Source organism: Capnocytophaga cynodegmi, from assembly GCF_002302475.1.
GTDB classification, from domain to species: domain Bacteria; phylum Bacteroidota; class Bacteroidia; order Flavobacteriales; family Flavobacteriaceae; genus Capnocytophaga; species Capnocytophaga cynodegmi.
On the sequence record NZ_CP022378.1, the window covers coordinates 2,430,895 to 2,452,292 of the forward strand.

General features: G+C 33.6%; 18 protein-coding genes. 6 read left to right on the forward strand and 12 right to left on the reverse strand.

Annotated features, from left to right (window positions below; translation table 11 throughout):
• Positions 1-36: 36 nt before the first annotated feature.
• Positions 37-630 (forward strand): DUF3109 family protein, encoded by a 594-nt coding sequence (locus CGC48_RS10760; protein WP_098029566.1) that lies wholly within the window; start codon positions 37-39, stop codon positions 628-630.
• Positions 631-640: 10 nt separating this feature from the next.
• On the opposite strand, the gene rimM is transcribed toward CGC48_RS10760, so the two are convergent.
• Entirely contained in the window at positions 641-1,168 is a 528-nt protein-coding gene (rimM, locus tag CGC48_RS10765; RefSeq protein ID WP_098029567.1) for a ribosome maturation factor RimM, read from the reverse strand.
• Between the two features lie 2 nt (positions 1,169-1,170).
• Positions 1,171-1,689: a 30S ribosomal protein S16 gene (locus tag CGC48_RS10770; protein ID WP_018280072.1), complete on the reverse strand. Its 519-nt coding sequence runs from the start codon at positions 1,687-1,689 to the stop codon at positions 1,171-1,173.
• A 306-nt stretch (positions 1,690-1,995) separates the two neighbouring features.
• Between CGC48_RS10770 and CGC48_RS10775 the strand changes: the two genes are divergently transcribed.
• Both CGC48_RS10775 and cydB read left to right on the forward strand, forming a co-directional pair.
• A complete protein-coding gene (locus CGC48_RS10775) occupies positions 1,996-3,336 on the forward strand; it encodes a cytochrome ubiquinol oxidase subunit I (protein ID WP_098029568.1) in 1,341 nt (446 codons plus the stop codon).
• 5 nt (positions 3,337-3,341) lie between these two features.
• A complete protein-coding gene (gene cydB, locus CGC48_RS10780) occupies positions 3,342-4,418 on the forward strand; it encodes a cytochrome d ubiquinol oxidase subunit II (RefSeq protein ID WP_098029569.1) in 1,077 nt (358 codons plus the stop codon).
• An 85-nt stretch (positions 4,419-4,503) separates the two neighbouring features.
• On the opposite strand, the gene CGC48_RS10785 is transcribed toward cydB, so the two are convergent.
• Entirely contained in the window at positions 4,504-6,606 is a 2,103-nt protein-coding gene (locus tag CGC48_RS10785; protein WP_098029570.1) for a M3 family metallopeptidase, read from the reverse strand.
• A gap of 186 nt (positions 6,607-6,792) precedes the next feature.
• Between CGC48_RS10785 and CGC48_RS10790 the strand changes: the two genes are divergently transcribed.
• Positions 6,793-8,073, forward strand: a complete 1,281-nt coding sequence (locus tag CGC48_RS10790) for a replication-associated recombination protein A (RefSeq protein WP_098029838.1) — start codon at positions 6,793-6,795, stop codon at positions 8,071-8,073.
• Between the two features lie 11 nt (positions 8,074-8,084).
• On the opposite strand, the gene CGC48_RS10795 is transcribed toward CGC48_RS10790, so the two are convergent.
• The 9 genes from CGC48_RS10795 to CGC48_RS10835 all read right to left on the reverse strand — a co-directional run bounded on the left by CGC48_RS10795 (position 8,085) and on the right by CGC48_RS10835 (position 19,282).
• Positions 8,085-8,297, reverse strand: a complete 213-nt coding sequence (locus tag CGC48_RS10795) for a hypothetical protein (RefSeq protein WP_098029571.1) — start codon at positions 8,295-8,297, stop codon at positions 8,085-8,087.
• A 1-nt stretch (position 8,298) separates the two neighbouring features.
• Positions 8,299-9,075, reverse strand: a complete 777-nt coding sequence (mazG, locus tag CGC48_RS10800; protein ID WP_098029572.1) for a nucleoside triphosphate pyrophosphohydrolase — start codon at positions 9,073-9,075, stop codon at positions 8,299-8,301.
• Positions 9,076-9,213: 138 nt separating this feature from the next.
• Positions 9,214-9,996, reverse strand: coding sequence for a zinc ribbon domain-containing protein (locus CGC48_RS10805; RefSeq protein WP_098029573.1), 783 nt, complete (start codon positions 9,994-9,996; stop codon positions 9,214-9,216).
• A gap of 2 nt (positions 9,997-9,998) precedes the next feature.
• The gene (locus CGC48_RS10810; RefSeq protein ID WP_098029574.1) at positions 9,999-11,096 is read right to left on the reverse strand and encodes a Nif3-like dinuclear metal center hexameric protein; all 1,098 of its coding nucleotides are present in this window, start codon (positions 11,094-11,096) and stop codon (positions 9,999-10,001) included.
• 163 nt (positions 11,097-11,259) lie between these two features.
• Positions 11,260-14,214 carry a protein translocase subunit SecDF gene (gene secDF, locus CGC48_RS10815; RefSeq protein ID WP_098029575.1) on the reverse strand — a complete coding sequence of 985 codons (2,955 nt, stop codon included), beginning with the start codon at positions 14,212-14,214 and terminating at the stop codon, positions 11,260-11,262.
• A gap of 162 nt (positions 14,215-14,376) precedes the next feature.
• Positions 14,377-16,059 (reverse strand): gliding motility-associated ABC transporter substrate-binding protein GldG, encoded by a 1,683-nt coding sequence (gene gldG / locus CGC48_RS10820; protein WP_098029576.1) that lies wholly within the window; start codon positions 16,057-16,059, stop codon positions 14,377-14,379.
• The gene (gldF, locus tag CGC48_RS10825) at positions 16,056-16,775 is read right to left on the reverse strand and encodes a gliding motility-associated ABC transporter permease subunit GldF (protein ID WP_098029577.1); all 720 of its coding nucleotides are present in this window, start codon (positions 16,773-16,775) and stop codon (positions 16,056-16,058) included. Before gldF ends, gldG begins: the two co-directional genes overlap by 4 nt.
• 111 nt (positions 16,776-16,886) lie before the next feature.
• Positions 16,887-18,458, reverse strand: a complete 1,572-nt coding sequence (locus tag CGC48_RS10830; protein ID WP_098029578.1) for a DUF4270 domain-containing protein — start codon at positions 18,456-18,458, stop codon at positions 16,887-16,889.
• 14 nt (positions 18,459-18,472) lie between these two features.
• Positions 18,473-19,282 carry a glycogen/starch synthase gene (locus CGC48_RS10835; RefSeq protein ID WP_041990420.1) on the reverse strand — a complete coding sequence of 270 codons (810 nt, stop codon included), beginning with the start codon at positions 19,280-19,282 and terminating at the stop codon, positions 18,473-18,475.
• Between the two features lie 104 nt (positions 19,283-19,386).
• On the opposite strand from CGC48_RS10835, the gene panC reads away from it, so the two are divergent.
• Both panC and pdhA read left to right on the forward strand, forming a co-directional pair.
• Positions 19,387-20,232 carry a pantoate--beta-alanine ligase gene (panC, locus tag CGC48_RS10840; protein WP_098029579.1) on the forward strand — a complete coding sequence of 282 codons (846 nt, stop codon included), beginning with the start codon at positions 19,387-19,389 and terminating at the stop codon, positions 20,230-20,232.
• 164 nt (positions 20,233-20,396) lie between these two features.
• Positions 20,397-21,395 (forward strand): pyruvate dehydrogenase (acetyl-transferring) E1 component subunit alpha, encoded by a 999-nt coding sequence (gene pdhA, locus CGC48_RS10845; RefSeq protein ID WP_041990424.1) that lies wholly within the window; start codon positions 20,397-20,399, stop codon positions 21,393-21,395.
• Positions 21,396-21,398: the final 3 nt, after the last annotated feature.

The window sequence follows — 21,398 nt, forward strand, 5'->3', positions numbered from 1 at the left end:
TTTTTGCACCCCAAATTCTTTTTGTCCGTATTTAAAATGATACAAATTGGTGAAACTATAATCTCAGAAGATATTATTGAGAATGATTTTGTTTGTAACTTAAATGCTTGTACAGGAGCTTGTTGCATTGAGGGAGATGCAGGTGCTCCCATTGAAGAATCAGAGCTTAGCATATTGGAGAAAATTTATGATAAAGTAGCTCCATATCTTACCACTAAAGGGTTACAATCTATTGAAAAACAAGGGGTTTGTATTAAGGGAGAAGACGGAGAATGGGAAACTCCACTTATTGATGGGGGAGAGTGTGCTTACGTAATCCGAAATGAGAAAGGATGGGCTTTGTGTGCCATTGAACAAGCCTATAACGATGGTAAAATTGATTGGAAGAAACCGATTTCTTGTCATTTGTATCCCATTCGTTTACAGGAATATACTTCTTTTACAGCTGTAAATTACAATCGTTGGCAAATTTGTGACGATGCTTGTAGTTTGGGAAAAGAACTCCAAGTTCCGGTTTATAAGTTTGTGAAAGAGGCACTTATCAGAAAGTTTGGAGAACAATGGTACAAAGAGCTTGAGCTAATTGCAGAACATTTGAAGACTGAACCCAGAAAAAATAAAAGAAAATAAGAATATATTACTAACTGAGATAAAGGTCAATCAATCCTTCGGGAGTTTTTACTATAATTTTTTTATTTTCTCTGTCCACTTTCTCAAGAAATTCATCATTCATTGGTATAAGAATTTCTTTGTCATTGTTTTTTACTTCGAATAAAGCTTGTGAGGTGCTGTCGTTTACGCCAGTAATTGTTCCCACATACCCGTATTCAATGTCTTCCATTGTAAATCCGATAACTTCGTGATAATAAAATTTATTTCCGCTTAATTTTGGGAGAAAAGAGAGCGGTAAATAAAGTTTATGTTTTAATAAAGCATCTGCGTCCGATTCATTTTCAACATCTTCAAATTTAATTCGCAGTAAGTCGGACTTATGTAGGGAGCATTTTTCAACAAAAAAAGGAACCAGATTATTGCCAAGGGCAATAAAAACTGATTCCAAATTTTCGTACAATTCGGGGTCATCAGAGTCTAATTTTACCAAAACTTCCCCTTTAAAACTGAATTTTGATACAATTGTTCCTACATAAAAACAATCTTTCAAAGTCATAATTATGCTTCAGTTTCGTTGTTTTCTTCACTTGTAGTTGCTTCAGCAACTTCGTTTTCAGCCTCCGCAGCTTTAGCAATAGCAGCATTTTTGCGTTTCTCATTAGCCTCTTTTTCAGCAGCTAAAGCGTTTGCTTTCGCAGAAGCTTTGTCTTTTGCTAATTTTTCTTCTTTTGAAGAGATTTTCCCAGCTTTTTCTTCTAACCAAGCATTGAATTTTGCTTCAGCTTGTTCCATAGTTAAAGCTCCTTTAGCAACACCGCCCAAAAGGTGATATTTCAATAGAACACCTTTGTAAGAAAGAATTCTACGAGCTGTTTCTGTAGGCTGAGCCCCATTTTTTAACCATTTCACCGCTGCATCAATGTTTAACTCAATCTGAGCAGGATTTGAAATTGGGTTGTAAGTTCCTATTTTCTCAAGGAATTTACCATCTCTTTTTGCACGAGAATCAGCTGCAACCACCCAATAGAATGGTTTACCTTTTTTTCCGTGTCTTTGTAATCTGATTTTTACTGGCATAAGTATTTAATTTGTGAGGTTCACGACCTCGTTATTAATTCAGGGTGCAAATATATATCTATTTTTTGAAATAGAAGCAGAATTGAAAGATTTTTTTAAAAATGTAATTATCTAAAAATCAAAATGAAGATATTTTACCTGTAATGGAATAAGTATTTTTTATAGTATTCTTTGTAAAAATTATGAATCTGCTAAGTTTTTAAGGGAATATTTATTTCTATCAAAAGTATTTTTATAAGTTTATTATTTAGAATTATTAATAAATACGTAACTTTGCGGACGTTTTTAAAACTTAAATTTTGTTTTATGGAAGATATGATTTTATATAATCGATTGCAATTTGCTTTTACGATTACTTTTCATTATTTATTTCCACAATTAACGATGGGACTTTCCTTAATGATTGTTTACTTTAAGTGGAAATTCCTAAGAACCAATGATGTGTCTTATAATGATGCGGCAAAATTCTGGATGAAAATTTTTGCGTTGAATTTTGCAATGGGGGTGGTTACAGGTATCCCAATGGAATTTCAGTTTGGAACGAATTGGGCGAAATTCTCTGAACTTACAGGTGGAATTATTGGGCAAACATTGGCTATGGAAGGAATGTTCTCTTTCTTTTTGGAATCTTCCTTTTTGGGAATGTTTCTTTTTGGAGAGAAATTATTGGGACACAGACTTCATTTTCTTGCAGGATTTTTGGTCTTTTTAGGGTCTTGGGCGAGTGGATTTCTCATAATCGCTACGCATTCTTGGATGCAACATCCAGTAGGTTATGAAATTCTTGCTAACGGAAAATTCGTTTTGAATAATTTTTCTGCTTTATTTGATAATCCTTGGTTATGGCCTTCATATTTGCATAATCAGGCGGGGTCGCTCGTTACCAGTTCTTTTTTTGTGACAGCAGTAGGTGCTTTTTATCTGTTGAATAACAAACATAGCAAATACGGCAAACTATTTGTTAAAAACGGAGTTATTTTTGGAGTTATTTCAGCCGTTTTAGTAGCTTTCCCAACGGGAGATTTGGCTGCTAAAAATGTGGCAAAGTATCAGCCTGTTACTTTTGCTGGAATGGAAGGTATCTTTGAAACTGAGAAAGCAGGTGCGGAAATTATACTTATAGGGCAGCCTGATATGCAAAATAAGAAAATTGATAACAAAATAGCTGTTCCTAACGTACTTAGCTTTTTAACTCACCACCGTTGGGATGCAGAAATTAAAGGATTGAATGATTTTGACCCGTCACTTCACCCAACAAACGTTCCTGGTTTATATTATGCGTATCATATTATGGTTGGTTTAGGAACTATTTTCATAGGAATAATGGCTTTTGCAGCTTTTTTACTTTGGAAGAAACGACTTTTCTATACAAGATGGCTACTTTGGGTTCTGATGATGTTACTTCCGTTTCCATATATCGCCAACACGGCTGGTTGGTATACTGCTGAGCTTGGCAGACAGCCTTGGCTTGTTTATAATTTGATGCGAACAGTAGATGGAGTATCTCCTACGGTTTCTTCTGGAAATACGCTATTTACGTTTCTCGGATTTGTAGGTCTTTATCTGCTTTTGGGCTTACTTTTCATTCTTTTGGTATTTAAAATTGTTAATAAAGGACCTGAAACAAAAATTCAGTTAAATCACTAAGAAATATGGAGTTATTTTGGTATATTGTTTTGATGTTTATGTTGGGAATGTATGTTATTCTTGACGGATATGACTTTGGTGCAGGAATTGTACATTTATTCTTTACTAAAACAGAAGAAGAAAAAAAAGCTGTAACGAAAGCGATTGGTCCTTTTTGGGACGCTAATGAAGTTTGGTTAATTGCAGGGGGAGGAGTGTTATTTTTTGCTTTTCCAACTTTGTATGCTTCATCATTTAGTGGATTTTATTTGCCTTTAATGATGGTTTTATGGTTGCTGATTTTCAGAGCTGTAGGTTTGGAGCTTCGTGGACAATTTCACAATCCGTTATGGGAAGGATTTTGGGATAAGGCTTTTGGAATTGCGAGTTTGTTGTTAGCTCTTTTCTTTGGGGCAGCGTTAGGAAATGTTGTTCGTGGGGTAAATTTAGGAATGGTTGAAAATGGAATTTCTACTCAAGAGCCTCATTATTTTTTCCTTCCGTTGTGGAATCCAACTTTTGATCCTATTGCTCATCAGCAAGGTGTAATTGATTGGTTTACATTGCTTATGGGAGTTTTAGCTGTGGTAACTTTAACTATACACGGAGCTAACTGGGTGATTTTAAAAACTTCCTCTCCTCTTAATCAGCGTTTGCGAACTATTATTTTCAAGCTGAATTTTGCTTTGGTATTTTTAGTAATTTTGTCAATAATATTATGGCAATATGTTCGTCCTGTTCCTTTTCATAACTTTAAAGAGCATTTATGGCTGTGGATTTTTCCTATAATTGCTGCTGTGGGATTATTAGGTCAGTTTCGTATTCGGAATTTTAAAAAGGATAGCACTGGTTTTGTATTTTCAACATTGTTTATTTTTGGAAGTTTTGCTACCAGTGTAGCGTCATTATTCCCGAATTTATTACCTTCTACTAATAATGTTAATCCTTCTTTAACTATCTATAATACAGCAGCAAACGATTATGGTTTGAATGTAGGATTAAATTGGTTTATTATTGCTGCTGTATTGGTAGTTGCTTATTTTGTTATTCAATTTAGGGTTTTTAGGGGGAAATTGGATAATATTGATTATGGTGAACATTGATAAAAGTGGTTTATAAAATGAAAAAACAGCTGATAAATTCTAAAAATTTATCAGCTGTTTTTTCGTAATTGAAAAATATTAATTTTTATTTTAATCCTCTAGCTTTCAGTAATGATTCAATAGAAGGTTCTTTTCCTCGAAAATCCAAATACATTTTTTCGTAATCCAACGTATTACCACGAGAAAGAATCATATCTCTGAAACGCTGACCATTAGCTCTGGTAAGTCCGCCATTTTCTTCAAACCATTTGTAAGCATCGTGATGTAACATTTCTGTCCATTGGTATGAATAGTATCCAGCTCCATATCCTCCTCCAAAAATGTGAGCAAAATATGATGAGCGATAGCGAGGAGGAACTTCATTTAATAGCAATCCTGTTTTTTTCAAAGCTTCCTTTTCAAAGGTAGTTACATCTTCGATTTTGGTATCAGCAGAAATAGTGTGCCATTGCAAATCCAAATTTGCAGCAGCTAAAACTTCTGTAAATGAATATCCTTGGTTAAAGGTACTTGCATTTTTTATTTTTTGAACTAAAGATTGAGGAATAGCTTCTTTAGTTTGATAGTGAAATGCATAATTACTTAAAACTTCGGGGTGTAAAGCCCAGTTTTCGTGAAATTGTGATGGTAATTCAACAAAATCACGAGCTACAGATGTTCCAGAGAGTGAAGCATATTGCTGATCAGCAAAAAATCCGTGCAAAGCGTGACCAAATTCGTGATAAAGTGTAGTTAATTCATCAAAAGATAGTAGGGCAGGAGCTCCATTAGCGGGTTTTGGATAGTTACAAACATTATAAATTACAGGTTTTTTGCCTAATAACTTAGATTGCTCGACGAAATTACCCATCCAAGCACCTCCTCGTTTACTTTCACGAGCGAAAAAGTCACCATAGAATAGTCCTAATTTGGTTCCATCTTCTTCAAACAATTCATAAACAACAACATCAGGGTGATATACAGGAATATCTTTTCTTTCTTTAAAAGTAATTCCGTATAGCTTTGTAGCGGCGTAGAAAACACCATTTTCTAAAGCATTTTTCAGCTCAAAATAAGGTTTTATTTCATTTTCATCTAAGTCATATTTTGCTTTTCGAACCTGTTCAGCATAAAAATTCCAATCGTATGGAGTAAGTTTGAAATCGCTCCCTGTAGCCTTAATTTGTGCTTGAATTTCTTTAGCTTCATCTTTGGCTTTTCCAACAGAAGCGGGAACTAAATCCTTGAAAAACTGATAGATATTTTCAGGAGTCTTAACCATTGTTTGTTGTAATGACCACTCTGCATAGTTTTTAAATCCTAGTAAACTTGCTTTTTTAGCACGAAGTAAAGCAATTTTTTTAATCACTTCATTTGTGTTGTGTTTTCCGCCATCGGTTCTGTTCCAGGCAGATTCAAAAATCTGTTTGCGAGTCTCTCTATTTTTCAAGTCTACAAGTAGTGGTTGTTGTGTGGTATTGAAAGTAGGAACTTTCCATTTTCCCTCTGTTTCAAGTCCTTTTAGGGCTTCCTCACTCAAACCTTCGAGAGAATTTTTGTCCGTAAATACTTGGGCAGAAGCCAAATTTCCTTCCAATAATATTTGATTAAATTCGGTTTGCAATGATGCTAACTCTGAATTGTAACCTTTTAAAGTTTCCTTGTCAGTGGAAGATAAATTTGCACCTGAAATTATGAAATTTTCATAATAATGCTCCAATAATTTTTTAGACTCAGCATCTAAGTTTAAATTTTCACGTTTTTCGTAAAGTTCTTTTATTCTTTTAAAAAGATTGTCATTCAGATAAATAGCGTCAGAATGTGCTGCAAATTTGGGTGATAATTCCTTCTGAATGTTTTTAATAGTATCGTTGGTGTGTGCTGAAGATAAAGCTCCAAAAACTCGTCTTGCTCGGCTAAATTCTTCACCACTTTTTTCCAAAGCTACTATTGTGTTTTCGAACGTAGGAGCTTCTTTGTTTTCGGCGATGGCTTTAACGCGTTCTGTTTGTAATTCCATTCCTTTTAACAATGCAGGACGGAAGTGTTCATCTTTGATTTTCGAGAAATCAGGAGCAAAATACTCCAATGTACTTTCAATTAGTAATGGATTTTCTTCCATAGTGTCATTTTTAACTGATTGATTTTCACTACAACTAACTAAGGCTAAGACTAAAGCTGTTGAGGTTAAAAAATTAGAATACTTCATAGACATAAAAAATTTATGTTAAAATTAATCGCTAAAGGTATGAGTTTATTTTCGAAAAAGCAAAAAATGAAGTGTTTTTTAAATCAGTAGTGAGAAATGACGTTTGAAAAATTGTTGTGTTTGGTTAGTTCACAAACTACAAATGGTAAAAAGTTTTATATCTTTGCGAAAATATATTTTTTGATGATGAACACACCTTTAGCAGAGCGTATGCGTCCGCAGGATTTGGCTTCATATGTGGGACAAGAACATTTGATAGGCGAAAATGGTTCTTTACGGAAACAAATTGAAACTGGTTTGCTTCCCTCTCTCATATTTTGGGGACCTCCAGGAACGGGAAAAACAACACTCGCTAACATCATAGCTCAGCAAAGTAATCGTTCTTTTTTTACGTTAAGTGCCATTAATTCAGGTATTAAGGAAGTTCGCGAGGTAATAGAACAATCTAAAGGAGCTGGAGGTTTGTTTTCTGCTAAAAATCCAATCGTTTTTATTGATGAAATTCATCGTTTTAATAAAACTCAACAAGATTCGTTGTTACAAGCTGTTGAAAAAGGGTGGATTACGCTTATCGGTGCTACGACAGAAAATCCGAGTTTTGAAGTAATACCTGCCTTACTTTCACGTTGCCAAGTGTATGTCCTCAATGCTTTTGAGCGAAATGATTTGGAAAAATTATTGAGAAATGCCATTGAAAGGGACTCAATTTTGAAAACTAAAAACATAATACTTACTGAAACAGAAGCTCTTTTGCAACTTTCTGGAGGAGATGGAAGAAAATTACTCAATACTTTTGAATTAATTATAAATTCTTCATCAGAAGATGAAATTATTGAAATAACAAATGCCAAAGTATTTCAAATTGTTCAAAAAAATACGGTTTTATATGATAAAACAGGAGAACAGCATTACGATATTGTTTCAGCTTTCATCAAATCAATTCGTGGAAGTGACCCAAACGGAGCTGTTTATTGGCTTGCTCGAATGATTGAAGGAGGTGAAGATGTGAAGTTTATAGCACGGCGTATGCTTATTTTAGCTTCAGAAGATATTGGAAATGCAAACCCGACGGCACTTATTTTGGCAAACAATGCTTTTCAGGCAGTTACAACGATTGGTTATCCTGAGGCGAGGATAATTCTCAGTCAATGTGCTACTTACTTGGCTTCTTCCCCCAAAAGTAATGCATCATATATGGCGATCAATAAGGCACAACAAAAGGTAAAGCAAACGGGTGATTTATCCGTTCCAATTCACTTACGTAATGCTCCAACCAAACTTATGAAAGAGCTGAATTACGGAAAAGATTACAAATATTCGCACGATTATGAAAATAATTTTGCTTTTCAGGATTTTTTACCAGAAGAGTTACAAGGAGAAAAATTTTATGAGCCAGGGGATAACCCACGTGAGAATGCAATACGCACGTACTTAAAAAATTTGTGGAAAGAAAGATATAATTATTGATTTTTAATATTTTATTGTTCCTTTTGTTTTGAAATTTTGTTTTGCAGTGATAAGATTTCTTCATATTCTGCGAAACGATGTTCTCGAACAGGACGAATGTAAGGTTCTGTGTTAAAGTAGAGTAATAAACACGGACTTATGTTTTTGTATTTTTCAACAAATTCATATTTTATCAGCTCACCATTTTTTATTCTTTGTTTTATTTTGTTGTGGTAAGGATACATATTAATCCATTTTTTTTGATTCTTGCCAAAAGCGTTCCATTTCCTCCAAAGTCATATCTTTCAATGATTTACCTTGTTGTAGGGCTTTATTTTCTAAAAACTGAAAACGTTTGATGAATTTTTTATTTGTTTTTTCCAAAGCATCTTCTGGGTTAATTTTCAGGAATCGAGCATAATTAATTAAACTGAAAAGCACATCACCAAATTCTTTTTCAATGTTTTCCTTGTTTTTGTTTTCAATTTCATAATGAAGTTCATTGATTTCTTCTTTTATTTTATCAAAGACACCTTCTTTTGAATCCCAATCGAAGCCTACTCCAGCTGCTTTATCCTGAATTCGAGAAGCTTTTACCAAAGCAGGTAAACTTTTCGGAACTCCTTCTAAAACACTTTTTTTACCTTCTTTCAATTTGATTTTTTCCCAATTTCTCTTTACATCTTCCTCATTTTCAACTTTAACATCACCATAGATATGCGGATGACGCTCAATGAGTTTTTCGCATACTGAATTAGCTACATCTGCAATATCAAAATCGTTGGTCTCACTACCAATTTTTGAATAAAAAACAATATGAAGAAGTAAATCACCTAATTCTTTCTTAATTTCTTGTAAATTGTTGTCCAAAATAGCATCACCTAACTCATAAGTTTCTTCAATAGTTAAGTGACGAAGTGATTGCAGGGTTTGTTTTTTATCCCAAGGACATTTTTCTCTTAAATCGTCCATTATGTCAAGCAAACGCTCAAATGCTTGTAATTGTTCTTTGCGAGAATTCATCAGAAAATAAATTGAAAAATTATTGTTAGAAAAAGTTGGTTGCTATCAATATTTGTTATATGAAAAATGGAAATTTGAAAAAACGCATATGCTACTCAATTTTTTCAAATTTCCATATAAAATTATTGTATTGTTGGTTTATTTTATGCTGTTGAAAAGAGCTTCCATTTTTTCTTTTTCTTCCTCAGCAAGTGCTAAATCTACCAGAATGCGTCCGCTGTGTTCATCGGTTATGATTTTCTTACGAGCAGCAATTTCCATTTGTACTTGTGGTGGTATAGTAAAAAATGAACCACCTGAAGCTCCACGCTCTACGGGAACTACTGCCAAACGGTTAACTACACTACTGCGAATTCTGCGATAAGCAGTTAGTAGTCTTTCTTCAATTTGCTCGGCGTATTCTTCAGCTTTTTGTCTTAAGAAAGCTTCTTCTTTTTCAGTTTCAGCTAAAATGGAATCCAATTCTTCTTTTTTGTGCTTAAGATGAGCTTCTCGTTGAGCTTTTTTCTCTTCAACTTGTTTGATGGCTTCCTTTTTTTGGTCTGCCTGAGCTTTACCTTCTTTGATTCGTTTTTCAGCTAATTGAATTTCAAGTTCTTGAAACTCAATTTCTTTTGTAATGGAATTATATTCTCGATTGTTACGTACGTTTTTTTGTTGTGTATTGTACTTTTTAATCAAGATTTTAGCTTCTTCTATAACATTTTTTTTCTCAGCAATTCCAGACTGCAAATGTTCTAATTCTTCTTTGAATTTAGACAAACGATTTTTAAGTCCTTCAACTTCATCTTCAAGGTCTGAAACTTCTAATGGAAGTTCGCCTCGAACATTTTGTAATTCATCAATTTGTGAGTCGATAAGTTGCAAATCATACAACATTCTCAACTTTTCTTCTACTGTAATTTCAGCTTTCTTTGTCATATTTACTGGTAATACTTGATAGGATTTGTGTTTACGTCGGATAAAACGACGGCAAAGTTAGGAAAATTTTTTGTAAGATAATCAAATAAAAGCATTTTTGTGAATTGTTCGCTTTCAAAATGACCAATATCGGTGAGTAAAATCTGGTTTTCAGCTTTGAAAAAATCGTGATATTTAAAATCAGCACTAACGAAAGCATCGGCTTTGGCAGCTTTGGCTTTGTCAATGGCGAAAGCTCCACTTCCTCCCAAAACAGCAACTTTTTTTATTTTTTTACCAGTTAGAGCCGAATGCCGAATGCAATCAGTTTGCATTTTATTCTTTAGATAATTAAGAAAATCTTGTTCGTCCATTGGATTTTCAAGTTCTCCAATCATTCCCATTCCGATATGTTGATGAGTATTTTCCAGAACATAAATTTCATAGGCAATCTCTTCATAAGGGTGATTTTCTTTCAAAGCTTTTAATATTTTATTTTCAAGATGTTTGGGAAAGATAACATTTATTTGTGTTTCATTTTCAGTGTGTAAGAGATTTTTCTCACCAATGGTTGGATTGGAATTATCATTTCCTTTGAACGTTCCATATCCTTCCAAATTGAAACTACAATTGCTGTAATTACCAATTTCCCCAGCTCCTGATTCAAATAATGCTTTTCGTAACATTTCGGAGTGTTTGTGGGGAACGTAAGTAACAAGCTTGTGAATAGTGTGTTTTTGAGGAATTAGGATAGCTCTATTTTTAAGTTTCAAAGCATCACATATCGCTGAGTTGACACCTAAAAACATATTGTCCAAAGCAGTATGCATACTATAAATAGCAATATCATTTTTGATAGCTTTCATCACTACACGTTCCACATAGTTTTGACCTGTAAGACTTTTTAATCCACTGAAAATAATTGGGTGAAAGCTAACAATAAGGTTGCATTTTTTTTCAATAGCTTCATCAGCAACACTTTCAAGAGTATCAAGCGTTATCAAAACTTTGTTTACACTCATTTCAGGATTACCTACAAGTAAGCCTACATTGTCAAAACCCTCCGCGTATGATAACGGGCTGAGTTGTTCTATCTTCTGAGTAATGTCTTTTACTTTCATAGAATAGATAAATTACTTAATGTTTCGGTTCATTTTGATAGATAGATAAATCCAAAAAATATTGATTCAGAAGTTTTTTGATTTTCTTGCTATACATCTTAGTTTTAGTAAAAAAAGCTACCCTTTATTTGAGTAGCTTTTTTCCCTTTAAAAACAATTATTACTATGAATGTGATTCTTCTTTTTTAGATTTTCTATCCAAAGTATCATAAAGCATTGGGGCGGCAATGAATATAGATGAATATGTTCCTACAACTACACCTACAATCATTGCGAACATAAAGCCTCTTAACGTTTCTCCACCAAAAATAAATATGGTTACTAACACAGCCAATGTGGTAAGCGAAGTATTCAAAGTACGACTTAATGTACTATTCAACGCCGTATTAATTTTTTCTTTTGTCCAATTAGGTTCGTTCATATATTCACGAATGCGGTCATAAATAATTACTGTATCGTTCAATGAGTACCCTACGACCGTTAAAATAGCAGCTATGAAAGCTTGGTCAATCTCCATATTGAAAGGCATAAAGCTGTAAGTTAGAGAGAAAACTCCTAGTACTAAAATAACATCGTGAGCAGAAGGCACCACTGTTCCCAAAGAAAATTGCCATCTTCTAAAGCGGATTAAAATGTAGAAAGCAATCACAACCAAAGCTCCAAGCACAGACCAAACAGCGTTACTTTTGATATCTTCAGCAATTGTGGGACCTACCTTCATTGATTGTACGATTCCTAAAGTACTCTCTGCAGAAGCTCCTACAAAGTCTTCATATGAGTACCCTTGTGGTAAGAACTTCTGTAATCCTTTGTATAGTAATTCTTGAATTTCATTGTCCACAGCAGTGCTTTCTTCTTCTACCTTGTACTTAGTAGCGATTTTGATTTGGTTTGCAGAACCAAAGGTTTTCACTTCGGCATTTCCGATGAGTGGCTGTAATTCTTTAGATATTTCAGCTGGAACCACAGGGTGTTCAAAACGAATTTGGTATGTTCTACCTCCTACAAAATCAATCCCTTGGTTTAATCCTTTAGTAGATAGTGAGATGATACTAACTAATATAGCAACAGCCGAAATAATATAGCCAACTTTACGCTTTTTAATGAAATCAATATTGACATTTTTGAGAATATTCTTAGTAAGATTTGTAGAAAACGTCAAATTGTGTTTTTTCTCAACACTATAGTCTATTAGTAAACGTGTTATGAAAATAGCTGTAAACAAAGTAGTTGCGATACCAATAAGCAAAGTAGTTGCAAAGCCTTGGATAGGTCCGCTACCAAAAGCTAACAAAATAAGAGCTGTCAGCCCAGTTGTTATGTTGGCATCTAAGATTGATGAAAGGGCATTTCCAAAACCATCAGAAACTGCTTGTGAAACACCTTTACCTTTATCTAATTCTTCTTTAATACGCTCAAATATAAGTACGTTAGCATCAATTGCCATACCGATAGTAAGCACAATACCTGCAATACCAGGCAAGGTAAGTACAGCATTGATACTTGCTAGTACACCAAATACCAATAATATATTGAAAACCAATGCTATATCAGCATAAATTCCTGCTCTTCCGTAGTAGAAAATCATCCAAGCAAAAATGATGATAGCAGCAATCAAAAATGAATTCATACCACTATCAATAGCTTCTTGTCCAAGTGATGGTCCAACTACCTCTGACTGAACAATATCAGCTCCTGCTGGTAATTTACCCGCTCTTAGTACGTTAGCTAAGTCAATAGCTTCATTTAGTGTGAAAGTTCCTGTGATTTCTGAACGTCCACCAGTAATGGCTCCATTTGTTACGCCTGGTGCAGAGTACACGATATCATCTAAAACGATAGCGATGTTTCCTTGCTCTTTGAACGCTTTATCAGTAAGGCTTTCCCAAATTCTAGCTCCTTTTCCGTCCATTTGCATCGAAACAGCAGGTTGATTTCTCACATCGTACGTTTGAGCTGCATCTGTGATTACATTTCCTGTCAGTGCTGCTACATTATCACGATTAGATTTTAAAGCATACATTTCCACCAAATCTGAATCTTTGGAAGGTTTGCCCCAAACGAATTTAGCAAACTGAAGATTTGCTGGTAACAATCGTTTTGCATCAGCAGATTTTAAGTAGTTATTAACTTTTGCAGTATCTTTTAAACTTACAGCAAAAAGAACTGGAGAACCCTCATAAGTCGGTACAGGCTTAAATAAATCAAACAAAGGGTTAATCTGTTTTGCTTGGTCTATTGAGTCTTTTTTAATGTCTGTAAGAAGTGAATCAATTGTATTTGATTCACTTACAGATTCCTGAGGTTTTATTGTAGATTTTAAGGTTTCATTTACAGCACTTATGTAAGGAAGAACATCTATGTTTTTAAAAGTTTCCCAAAATTCTAACTGAGCTGTACTTTGTAAAAGTGATTTGATACGTGTAACATCTTTAGCTCCAGGTAATTCAATTAAGATACGTCCTGAAGCACCCAAACGTTGAATGTTAGGTTGTGAAACACCAAACTTGTCAATACGTTTACGCAATACCTCAAAGGCTGATGTTACAGACTCATCAACTTTTCTTTTGATGATAGGACGAACTTCACTATCAGACATTTGGAAGTTGATTTCCTCACTTAATGTTTTATTGGCAAAAACATCAGGAGAAGCCAATTTACCTCCATTTTTTTCGTACGATTCAAAAAACAAATCCAAATATGTACGATCTGTTTTTCGTAATAATTCGTCAGCTTCAGCTAATGATTTGTTGAAAATGGGGTCTTTCGTATTGTTAGCAAGACCTTTCAATATGTCTTTTACAGAAATTTGTAGGATTACGTTAATCCCTCCCTTTAAGTCCAAACCTCTGTTTAACTCCTTGTCTTTCACCTGTGCATAGGTGTACTTGGTAATTCCGATGTTGTACACATTTTGCCCCAACATAGAGTCTAAGTACTGAGATTCAACTCTTTCTCGTTTCGAAACGTAATTACTCTCTGCGTTCGACACTTTTGCCTCAGCGAATGCCTTAGCTTTGTTCTCCACCCTATTTGCGATGTACGTAAATGAAAGCTGAAAGATGCTTACAAGTCCGAATAAGAGTGCAAATAGTTTAATAAGTCCCTTGTTTTGCATTTTTTTAAATTAATTACTTATTCTTTTTTTCTTCAATCGGCAAATATATACAATTTAAGTAATATATAACACTTTATAGTTGTTAAAATTTTAAGTTTTTTTACTTTAGAAATATTTAAAAAATTAACATTGACATTTTAGGTAATTTCTTGTTCAGAAGAACTACTTTTTCACAATATTTGTTCTTTGGTAATAAACTCGAATGATTATAGTTACTAAGAGAAATAATAAAAGGGGATAAATAATGCTTTTTACTTTCCAAGACTTCTGACTTTCAGCAACTTTTTCTCTATCCAGAAAGGCTAATTGTACCTTTTTATTTCGTAGTACAAGAAAATTTGTGTCATCTAATAGATAGTTAATGACATTTTGTAGGAATGCTTTGTTATCGTAAAATTTATTGGTCCATTTGTCAAAACCTAATTCCAAAGGATTATTGTCACTGATGTCATTTTTGATAATATCGCCATCAGAAACTACAATCATTTTGGTAGGTTTACTAATTTCAGTATTGGTTTTCAAATCAATAGGTCGGATTCTATTTTTATAAACAGAAGTGAATTCTCCCTCCAGAAGAACAGCTGTAGGGATATTACCTGTTTTATAAGCATTTTTATCTAACTTATTTACATCAATTTTCAGACTTACTTCTCTTGGAGTACCATCAGCTTTTGAAAAAGGAGAGCTTGAAAGAAGAATAGTTTTTTTAATTCCGTTTTTTAGTGTGTCAATACTATTAGCAAATTGCAATCTCGTAGCATCTAAGTGGTTGTTAATTAGGTGATTATTTTTTGATAAAATCATAGGATTATACACCCAAGGAATAGGCATATAACGAGTTTGACTTCCTTCTCCAGTCGCAATTACGATTTGTGATGAGTATAAATCATTGATAATATTGAAGTTAATTCGAAAACCATACTGAAAGAATAAATCTGTAAGATTCAGATTTACAGGCATTGCCATTGCTGTACCTGACGGATTGTACAAATCGTTAATATCAATTTTTACATTGTCGATGAGCCACAATAGACGTCCACCTTTCATCACAAATTGGTCAATTACCTGTTTTTGAGGGTCAGAAAAAGGTTCAGTAGGTTTAGCAACTATCAGTAAATCAAATTCATTGAGGTCTTTTAATGTTTTTTCCGCATTTGTGTTAACAGAATCTAAAGTAAAAGGAGCAATGCGATAATACCCTTGTACAGATTTCAGAAAATCAGCTATATATATATCTTCGAGAGTTCCATTGCTTTTTAACATTGCAATTTTTTTTCTCTTTTTCAAAGTCAACTTATGAAGCGCATCTGTTAAGCTATATTCCAATCTTTGTACCGAATTTTGAACGCGTTCTTGGTCATTTGCACCTAATTTGTTTACGAAAAGAGCTACTTTTTCTGATTTCTCTCCATTATTTACTATTGCCCAAGGGAAAATATACTCAATAGATGATTTTCCAGCTTCATTTTGTGATATTTGTAAGGGATTTAGTCCAAAATTAATTAATTCTTGTAAGGTTTGTTCTGTATTTTCTTCATTTTCCAGAGGATTGACAAAATTGAAGTGAATATTGTTGTTAAAAGCTGAATATTCTTCCAGAAGTTGCAACGTTTCCGTTTGTAATTTTTTAAATTCTGTTGGAATGTTTCCTTTTAGAAGAACATCAATAACTATAGGACTATGAATTTTTAGCAATATTTTTTGCGTTGTTTCAGAAAGGGTATAACGTTTGTCCTTGGTTAAATCCCAACGATTATGCCATTTACTGGCCAAGAAATTGACCAAAAGTAACATCAAAAAAGCTATAATTGCTTTGAAACCAATTTTATTTAGAAGTACTTTCATAGCTTATAACTTTTTAAAGATAAGGTTGTTATATATAAGAAAAAAGCAATTACAGAAATGAAATAAATGATATTTCTGCTGTCAATCACACCACGACTTATAGCATCAAAATGCGATTGAAATCCGATTTTTGAGAGGTTTTCAGGAAAAATTAGCTCTACAATTTGGTCTAATCCGAAAAAGAAAAAAAAGCACAAAAAAGCAGCCAATACAAATGAAATAATTTGGTTGTTACTTACCGATGAAGTCCATAGCCCTACAGCTGAAAATGAGGCAATAAGAAGAAAAAGGGCAATGTAAGAGCCAATAGTACCAGTAATATCCAGATTTCCAACAGGGTTGCCTAAGGTCCATACCATATATACATATATGACAGAGGGAACAAGCGTGATGAACAGCAAAAATAGAACTCCTAAGTACTTTCCGAGTACAATTTCCAAAGTGCTTACGGGTTTTGTAAATAAAAGTGTTAGCATTCCGTTGCGTTTTTCTTCAGAAATGGTTCGCATTGTTAAGGCAGGGACTAAAAATACAAAAATCCACGATGAAATTTTGAAAAATGGAAGTAAATCAGCAAAATTACTATTGAAAATATTATATTCCGTTTTCAGAATCCATAAAAATAATCCGTTTAGAACGACAAATAGCCCAATGATAGTAAAACCGATGGGTGAAGTGAAAAAATAACGTATTTCTTTTTTGAATAATGCGTACATTCAATCAAATTTTTTAAAATAAAGTTCTATAATTGCGATTGAGGTTTGAAATTCAGAATTCTACTTACAAAATCTTAAATTTCAAACCTCAAACAAAAAAATAAAAATAAGTTATTTCAATTTAGTATAGTTTATTTTCAATTGCAAGCGTTTATCTTTATCAATACTTGAACTATTTCCGTAAATTACAGTACTCAAAGGAGTTGAAAGTGAATTCATAGGAATAAATTTATTTTCATTGGATGAGTTCAAATATTTTGCAGAAAAACTATTTTTAACATTTGAAGCCACGGCAATTCCCAATGGAACATTTTCTGCCTTGTTCTTTATAATATTTAAAATATGATTTGTTATACGAAGCTGATAGTAAACACCCTTTCCATTTTTCTTTTGCAATTTCCCTAAATGAACCGTTTGAGCATCGTTTGATGAAGGCAAACTTGCTGTTGGGTCGTGCAGATAATCAGCTAAAATAGCTCCAGTTTTGGCATTATAGATAAAAATTCGCTCCGGTTCTTTGTTATAGGTAACCGATTCATCTACATATAAAAACAAACTCGCATCTGTGATTAGAACATCTTTTTTGCGAATTTCTGCCAATTCAGTTTCTGTAAATAGTTTGAATTCAGCAGTTCTTCCTTGTGAACCGCTGAGAAATACTCGTGATACATCATTAGGATTTGAATCCAAATTAATAGCTTCTTGCGAATTATTAAAAAGATTTACTGTAATTCCGTTTACATTCATCTCATAACGATTGGTATTCTTTTTATCCTTTTTATCCTTGTCTGAAGATGATTTGTAAGTATAAACCAATTCAATTTTTGCATTTGCCATATTCAAAAGCATCATTAAGTCTGCTGAAAGATTATCAACGGAGATAGCTATCCCTCTGAAATAGTTTTTAAAAACATTCTGGTTAGAAAGTTCATTACTACCTTCTTTATTCAATATTTTTTGCTGAAAGAAGTCTGGTTTTAAATCAATTCGTATTCCTGGAGCTAACACATCTCCCACGTTATCAGTTTCTTTATCATTTGAATTGCCTAACTTATTTCGTATGATGGCTTTTCTGCTAATGGTGTAGCTTTTGTTTTCCTTTATCAAAGAAACTCCCAAATGATTATTAACATTCAGGTCAGAATAATAAACTTGATTTTTTAAATTTTCATCAATATCTCTCAAAAAATAAGTAAGTTCTTTTACGTCTACTTGGAAAGACGCTTTTGAATCTCCATAGATGGAGTCTAACACATATTCAGCATCTTTGGTGTACGAGAAGTTTTTTGAAAAACTATTAGGATTGAAAAAAGGTATATATAGGTACACTTCAGTAACGGTTTCTTCCTCTTGTGATTTATTTTTAATTTCAGTAGCCTGAGAATTAGCACCAAAGGTGGGATTTTCACTTGGTAAAGTTACTTGAGCGATGATACTTGCTTTTTTTGTTCCAAATGGTTCTTGAGTGTATTGTCCTAAAAGATATCCTCCAAGTCCGTTGGCTTGGGTCGCTTTCTCCTTAACATTATTTATAGAAACTGTAGCAGTATAAACGCCTGTATCGTAATTAGGATTTCCTAATAAATCGCTTTCAATCTCCTTGAATGAATCATCAGTACAACTACAAAAGATAATTGATAATCCTGTGATTGCTAATGTTTTGAAAAACATTGTTTTGTTCATATTTTCTATTTGTCTTATTTTTTTAAAATTCGTAAATAAAAATCTCTGTAGGATTCTTGAAAAGTTTCCTGATCACTATTGTAAAGGATAGGTTTTTTAAGTCCTTTAAGGAATGCACTAAAGTCCTCCGACATTTCATCTCCTACAATGATCACCCCGTCAGAGTTTTTCGCAGCTATTTTCATTAAATTAAAATAATTCGGCTCTTTTAGTGCATCGGAGGCTCTGGAACTAATACCATCAAAATTCACTTTACTAATTAATGTTGAGTCCAAATTGCCTTCAAAATCCTTATTGAATACTGAAGTAATTATCTTACTTTCCTGAAAAATAGGCTCATCTTTGTAATAAGTCCTCAAATATAGTGGTAATAATGATGCTAACCAGCCGTGAATATGAATGATGTCAGGAAGCCAATTAAGTTTTTTAACAGTTTCTACTACACCTTTTGCGAAAAAAATGCAACGCTCATCATTATCAGGGAATAACTCTCCATTTTCATCTGAAAAAGTAGCTTTCCTTTTAAAATATTCATCATTGTCAATGAAATAAACCTGAATACGCTCCTTGGGTATAGACGCAACCTTGATAATCAAGGGTACATCAATGTCATTGATAACAATATTCATTCCTGAGAGTCGAATTACTTCGTGAAGTTGGTGTCTTCTCTCATTGATATTTCCGAAGCGTGGCATAAAAATTCGTATCTGTCCACCATTGCTATTAACCATTCTTGGAGTTTCAAAAGACATTTTTGAAATCTCATTTTCAGGAGAATAAGGCATTACTTCAGAAGACACAAAAAGCACTTTTTTATCTTTCATAAAAAGTAAATAGTTTTTTGTTAGCTTTGAAAGCTACAAAAGTACAAAAAAATATACAGAAATCCATAAAAAATATATAAGTTTGCACGATAATTATTTAAAGAATGGAAATTTATACGCAACAAGAGAAACTAAGAAACACAATTTCAACATATAAAAAATCAGTAAAAAGTATTGGTTTTGTTCCCACAATGGGAGCTTTACACGAAGGGCATTTATCATTGATTTACAAATCTTTGTCAGAAAATGATGTGACTGTAGTGAGCATTTTTGTAAATCCAACGCAGTTCAATAATACTGAGGATTTGGATAAGTATCCACGAACGCTTGAGGCAGATGTGGAGAAGATAAAAAAAGTTAGTGAAGAAGTTATTCTTTATGCTCCCAGTGTGGAAGATGTTTATGACAAAGACGTAGTTTCCGAAAAATTTAATTTTGAGGGACTTGACAAAGTAATGGAAGGTAAATTTCGTCCTGGGCATTTCGATGGGGTAGGCACCGTTGTAAAGAAACTTTTCCAGATTGTTACTCCTAATAAAGCTTATTTTGGAGAGAAAGATTACCAACAATTCCTTATTATCAAGAAGATGGTTGCTCAAACAAAATTACCTGTTGACGTAATTGGTTGTCCGATTGTTCGAGATGAAAGAGGCTTGGCTTTGAGTTCTAGAAATCAAAGGCTTAGTGAAGATAGGAGAGAAGAAGCTGCCTATATTTATCAGGTACTTCAAGAAGTTAGAAATCAGTTTAGTACAAAGAATCCTATTGAGATTGAGAAGTGGGTAAAACAGCAATTTGAAACAAAAAAAGATTTCGAATTAGAGTATTTTAGCATAGCAGAAGCAGATACATTGATTGAGATTATTGAAAAAGAATCTGGTAAAAAATATAGGTCTTTTGTTGTTGTATACGTTGATGGAATTCGCTTGATAGATAATTTGGAAATGTAGAAGTGAGTAAAATAAGCTAAAGGTATTTTTTTTCTATTTTATTTTGAAAAAAAGCAGATTTTTTGCACCTTTGCAAATATTTCTGATAACTCACTTATTTTTTATGTAAAATATTAAAAATCAGATATTATAAAAGATTATATCATACTAAAATATAAAGGCAAATGAAAAAAATTGGTAAAGATGTGTACCTGAAATGGTATGAGGATATGCTTTTTTGGAGAAAGTTTGAAGATAAACTTGCAGCAGTTTATATTCAACAAAAAGTGAGAGGATTTTTACACTTGTACAATGGGCAGGAAGCTATTGTTGCAGGTTGTATGCACGTTATTGATCCTAAAAAAGATAAAATGATAACCTCTTACCGCAATCACGTTCACCCTATTGCTTTAGGGGTTGACCCTAAGAAAGTTATGGCTGAGTTGTACGGAAAAGCTACAGGAACTTCACAAGGATTGGGTGGGTCGATGCACATCTTCTCAAAGGAACATAATTTTTATGGAGGTCACGGTATCGTTGGAGGTCAAATTCCGTTAGGAGCTGGTTTGGCTTTCGCTGATAAATATTTTGACAGGAAGGCAGTTACGCTAACATTTATGGGAGATGGTGCTGTTCGTCAGGGGGCTTTCCACGAAACACTCAATTTAGCAATGCTTTGGAAGCTACCTGTTGTGTTCATTATCGAAAATAACCATTATGCAATGGGAACTTCGGTGGAAAGAACTGCAAATCACGTAGACATCTGGAAACTTGGTTTGGGTTACGAAATGCCTTGTGGACCTGTCGACGGAATGAATCCTGTAAAAGTTGCTGAGGCAGTTTATGAAGCAGTGGAGAGAGCAAGACGTGGTGACGGACCTACCCTTCTGGATATCAGAACGTATCGTTATCGTGGGCATTCAATGTCTGATGCTCAGCATTATCGTACCAAAGAGGAAGTAGAGGAGTACAAGAAAATCGACCCAATTACTCAAGTACTTGATGTGATAAAAGCTAAGAAATATGCTTCTGAGGCTGAAATTGAGGCTATTGATGAGCGAGTTAAGAAACTTGTTGCTGAGTGTGAAAAATTCGCAGAGGAATCTCCATTCCCAGCCAAAAATGTGATGTACGATACTGTGTATGAACAAGAAAATTATCCTTTTTTATCTCATAAATTATAATAA

What these genes read in the sequence shown, in the direction of transcription:
- mazG (WP_098029572.1), bottom strand. Translation starts at nt 9,075, where the DNA reads ATGAATTCTCGCAAAGAACAATTACAAGCATTTGAGCGTTTGCTTGAC.
- CGC48_RS10795 (WP_098029571.1), bottom strand. Translation starts at nt 8,297, where the DNA reads ATGTATCCTTACCACAACAAAATAAAACAAAGAATAAAAAATGGTGAG.
- cydB (WP_098029569.1), top strand. Translation starts at nt 3,342, where the DNA reads ATGGAGTTATTTTGGTATATTGTTTTGATGTTTATGTTGGGAATGTAT.
- gldF (WP_098029577.1), bottom strand. Translation starts at nt 16,775, where the DNA reads ATGTACGCATTATTCAAAAAAGAAATACGTTATTTTTTCACTTCACCC.
- secDF (WP_098029575.1), bottom strand. Translation starts at nt 14,214, where the DNA reads ATGCAAAACAAGGGACTTATTAAACTATTTGCACTCTTATTCGGACTT.
- CGC48_RS10830 (WP_098029578.1), bottom strand. Translation starts at nt 18,458, where the DNA reads ATGAACAAAACAATGTTTTTCAAAACATTAGCAATCACAGGATTATCA.
- rimM (WP_098029567.1), bottom strand. Translation starts at nt 1,168, where the DNA reads ATGACTTTGAAAGATTGTTTTTATGTAGGAACAATTGTATCAAAATTC.
- CGC48_RS10805 (WP_098029573.1), bottom strand. Translation starts at nt 9,996, where the DNA reads ATGACAAAGAAAGCTGAAATTACAGTAGAAGAAAAGTTGAGAATGTTG.
- CGC48_RS10770 (WP_018280072.1), bottom strand. Translation starts at nt 1,689, where the DNA reads ATGCCAGTAAAAATCAGATTACAAAGACACGGAAAAAAAGGTAAACCA.
- CGC48_RS10835 (WP_041990420.1), bottom strand. Translation starts at nt 19,282, where the DNA reads ATGAAAGATAAAAAAGTGCTTTTTGTGTCTTCTGAAGTAATGCCTTAT.
- pdhA (WP_041990424.1), top strand. Translation starts at nt 20,397, where the DNA reads ATGAAAAAAATTGGTAAAGATGTGTACCTGAAATGGTATGAGGATATG.
- CGC48_RS10760 (WP_098029566.1), top strand. Translation starts at nt 37, where the DNA reads ATGATACAAATTGGTGAAACTATAATCTCAGAAGATATTATTGAGAAT.
- CGC48_RS10790 (WP_098029838.1), top strand. Translation starts at nt 6,793, where the DNA reads ATGAACACACCTTTAGCAGAGCGTATGCGTCCGCAGGATTTGGCTTCA.
- CGC48_RS10785 (WP_098029570.1), bottom strand. Translation starts at nt 6,606, where the DNA reads ATGAAGTATTCTAATTTTTTAACCTCAACAGCTTTAGTCTTAGCCTTA.
- CGC48_RS10775 (WP_098029568.1), top strand. Translation starts at nt 1,996, where the DNA reads ATGGAAGATATGATTTTATATAATCGATTGCAATTTGCTTTTACGATT.
- CGC48_RS10810 (WP_098029574.1), bottom strand. Translation starts at nt 11,096, where the DNA reads ATGAAAGTAAAAGACATTACTCAGAAGATAGAACAACTCAGCCCGTTA.
- panC (WP_098029579.1), top strand. Translation starts at nt 19,387, where the DNA reads ATGGAAATTTATACGCAACAAGAGAAACTAAGAAACACAATTTCAACA.
- gldG (WP_098029576.1), bottom strand. Translation starts at nt 16,059, where the DNA reads ATGAAAGTACTTCTAAATAAAATTGGTTTCAAAGCAATTATAGCTTTT.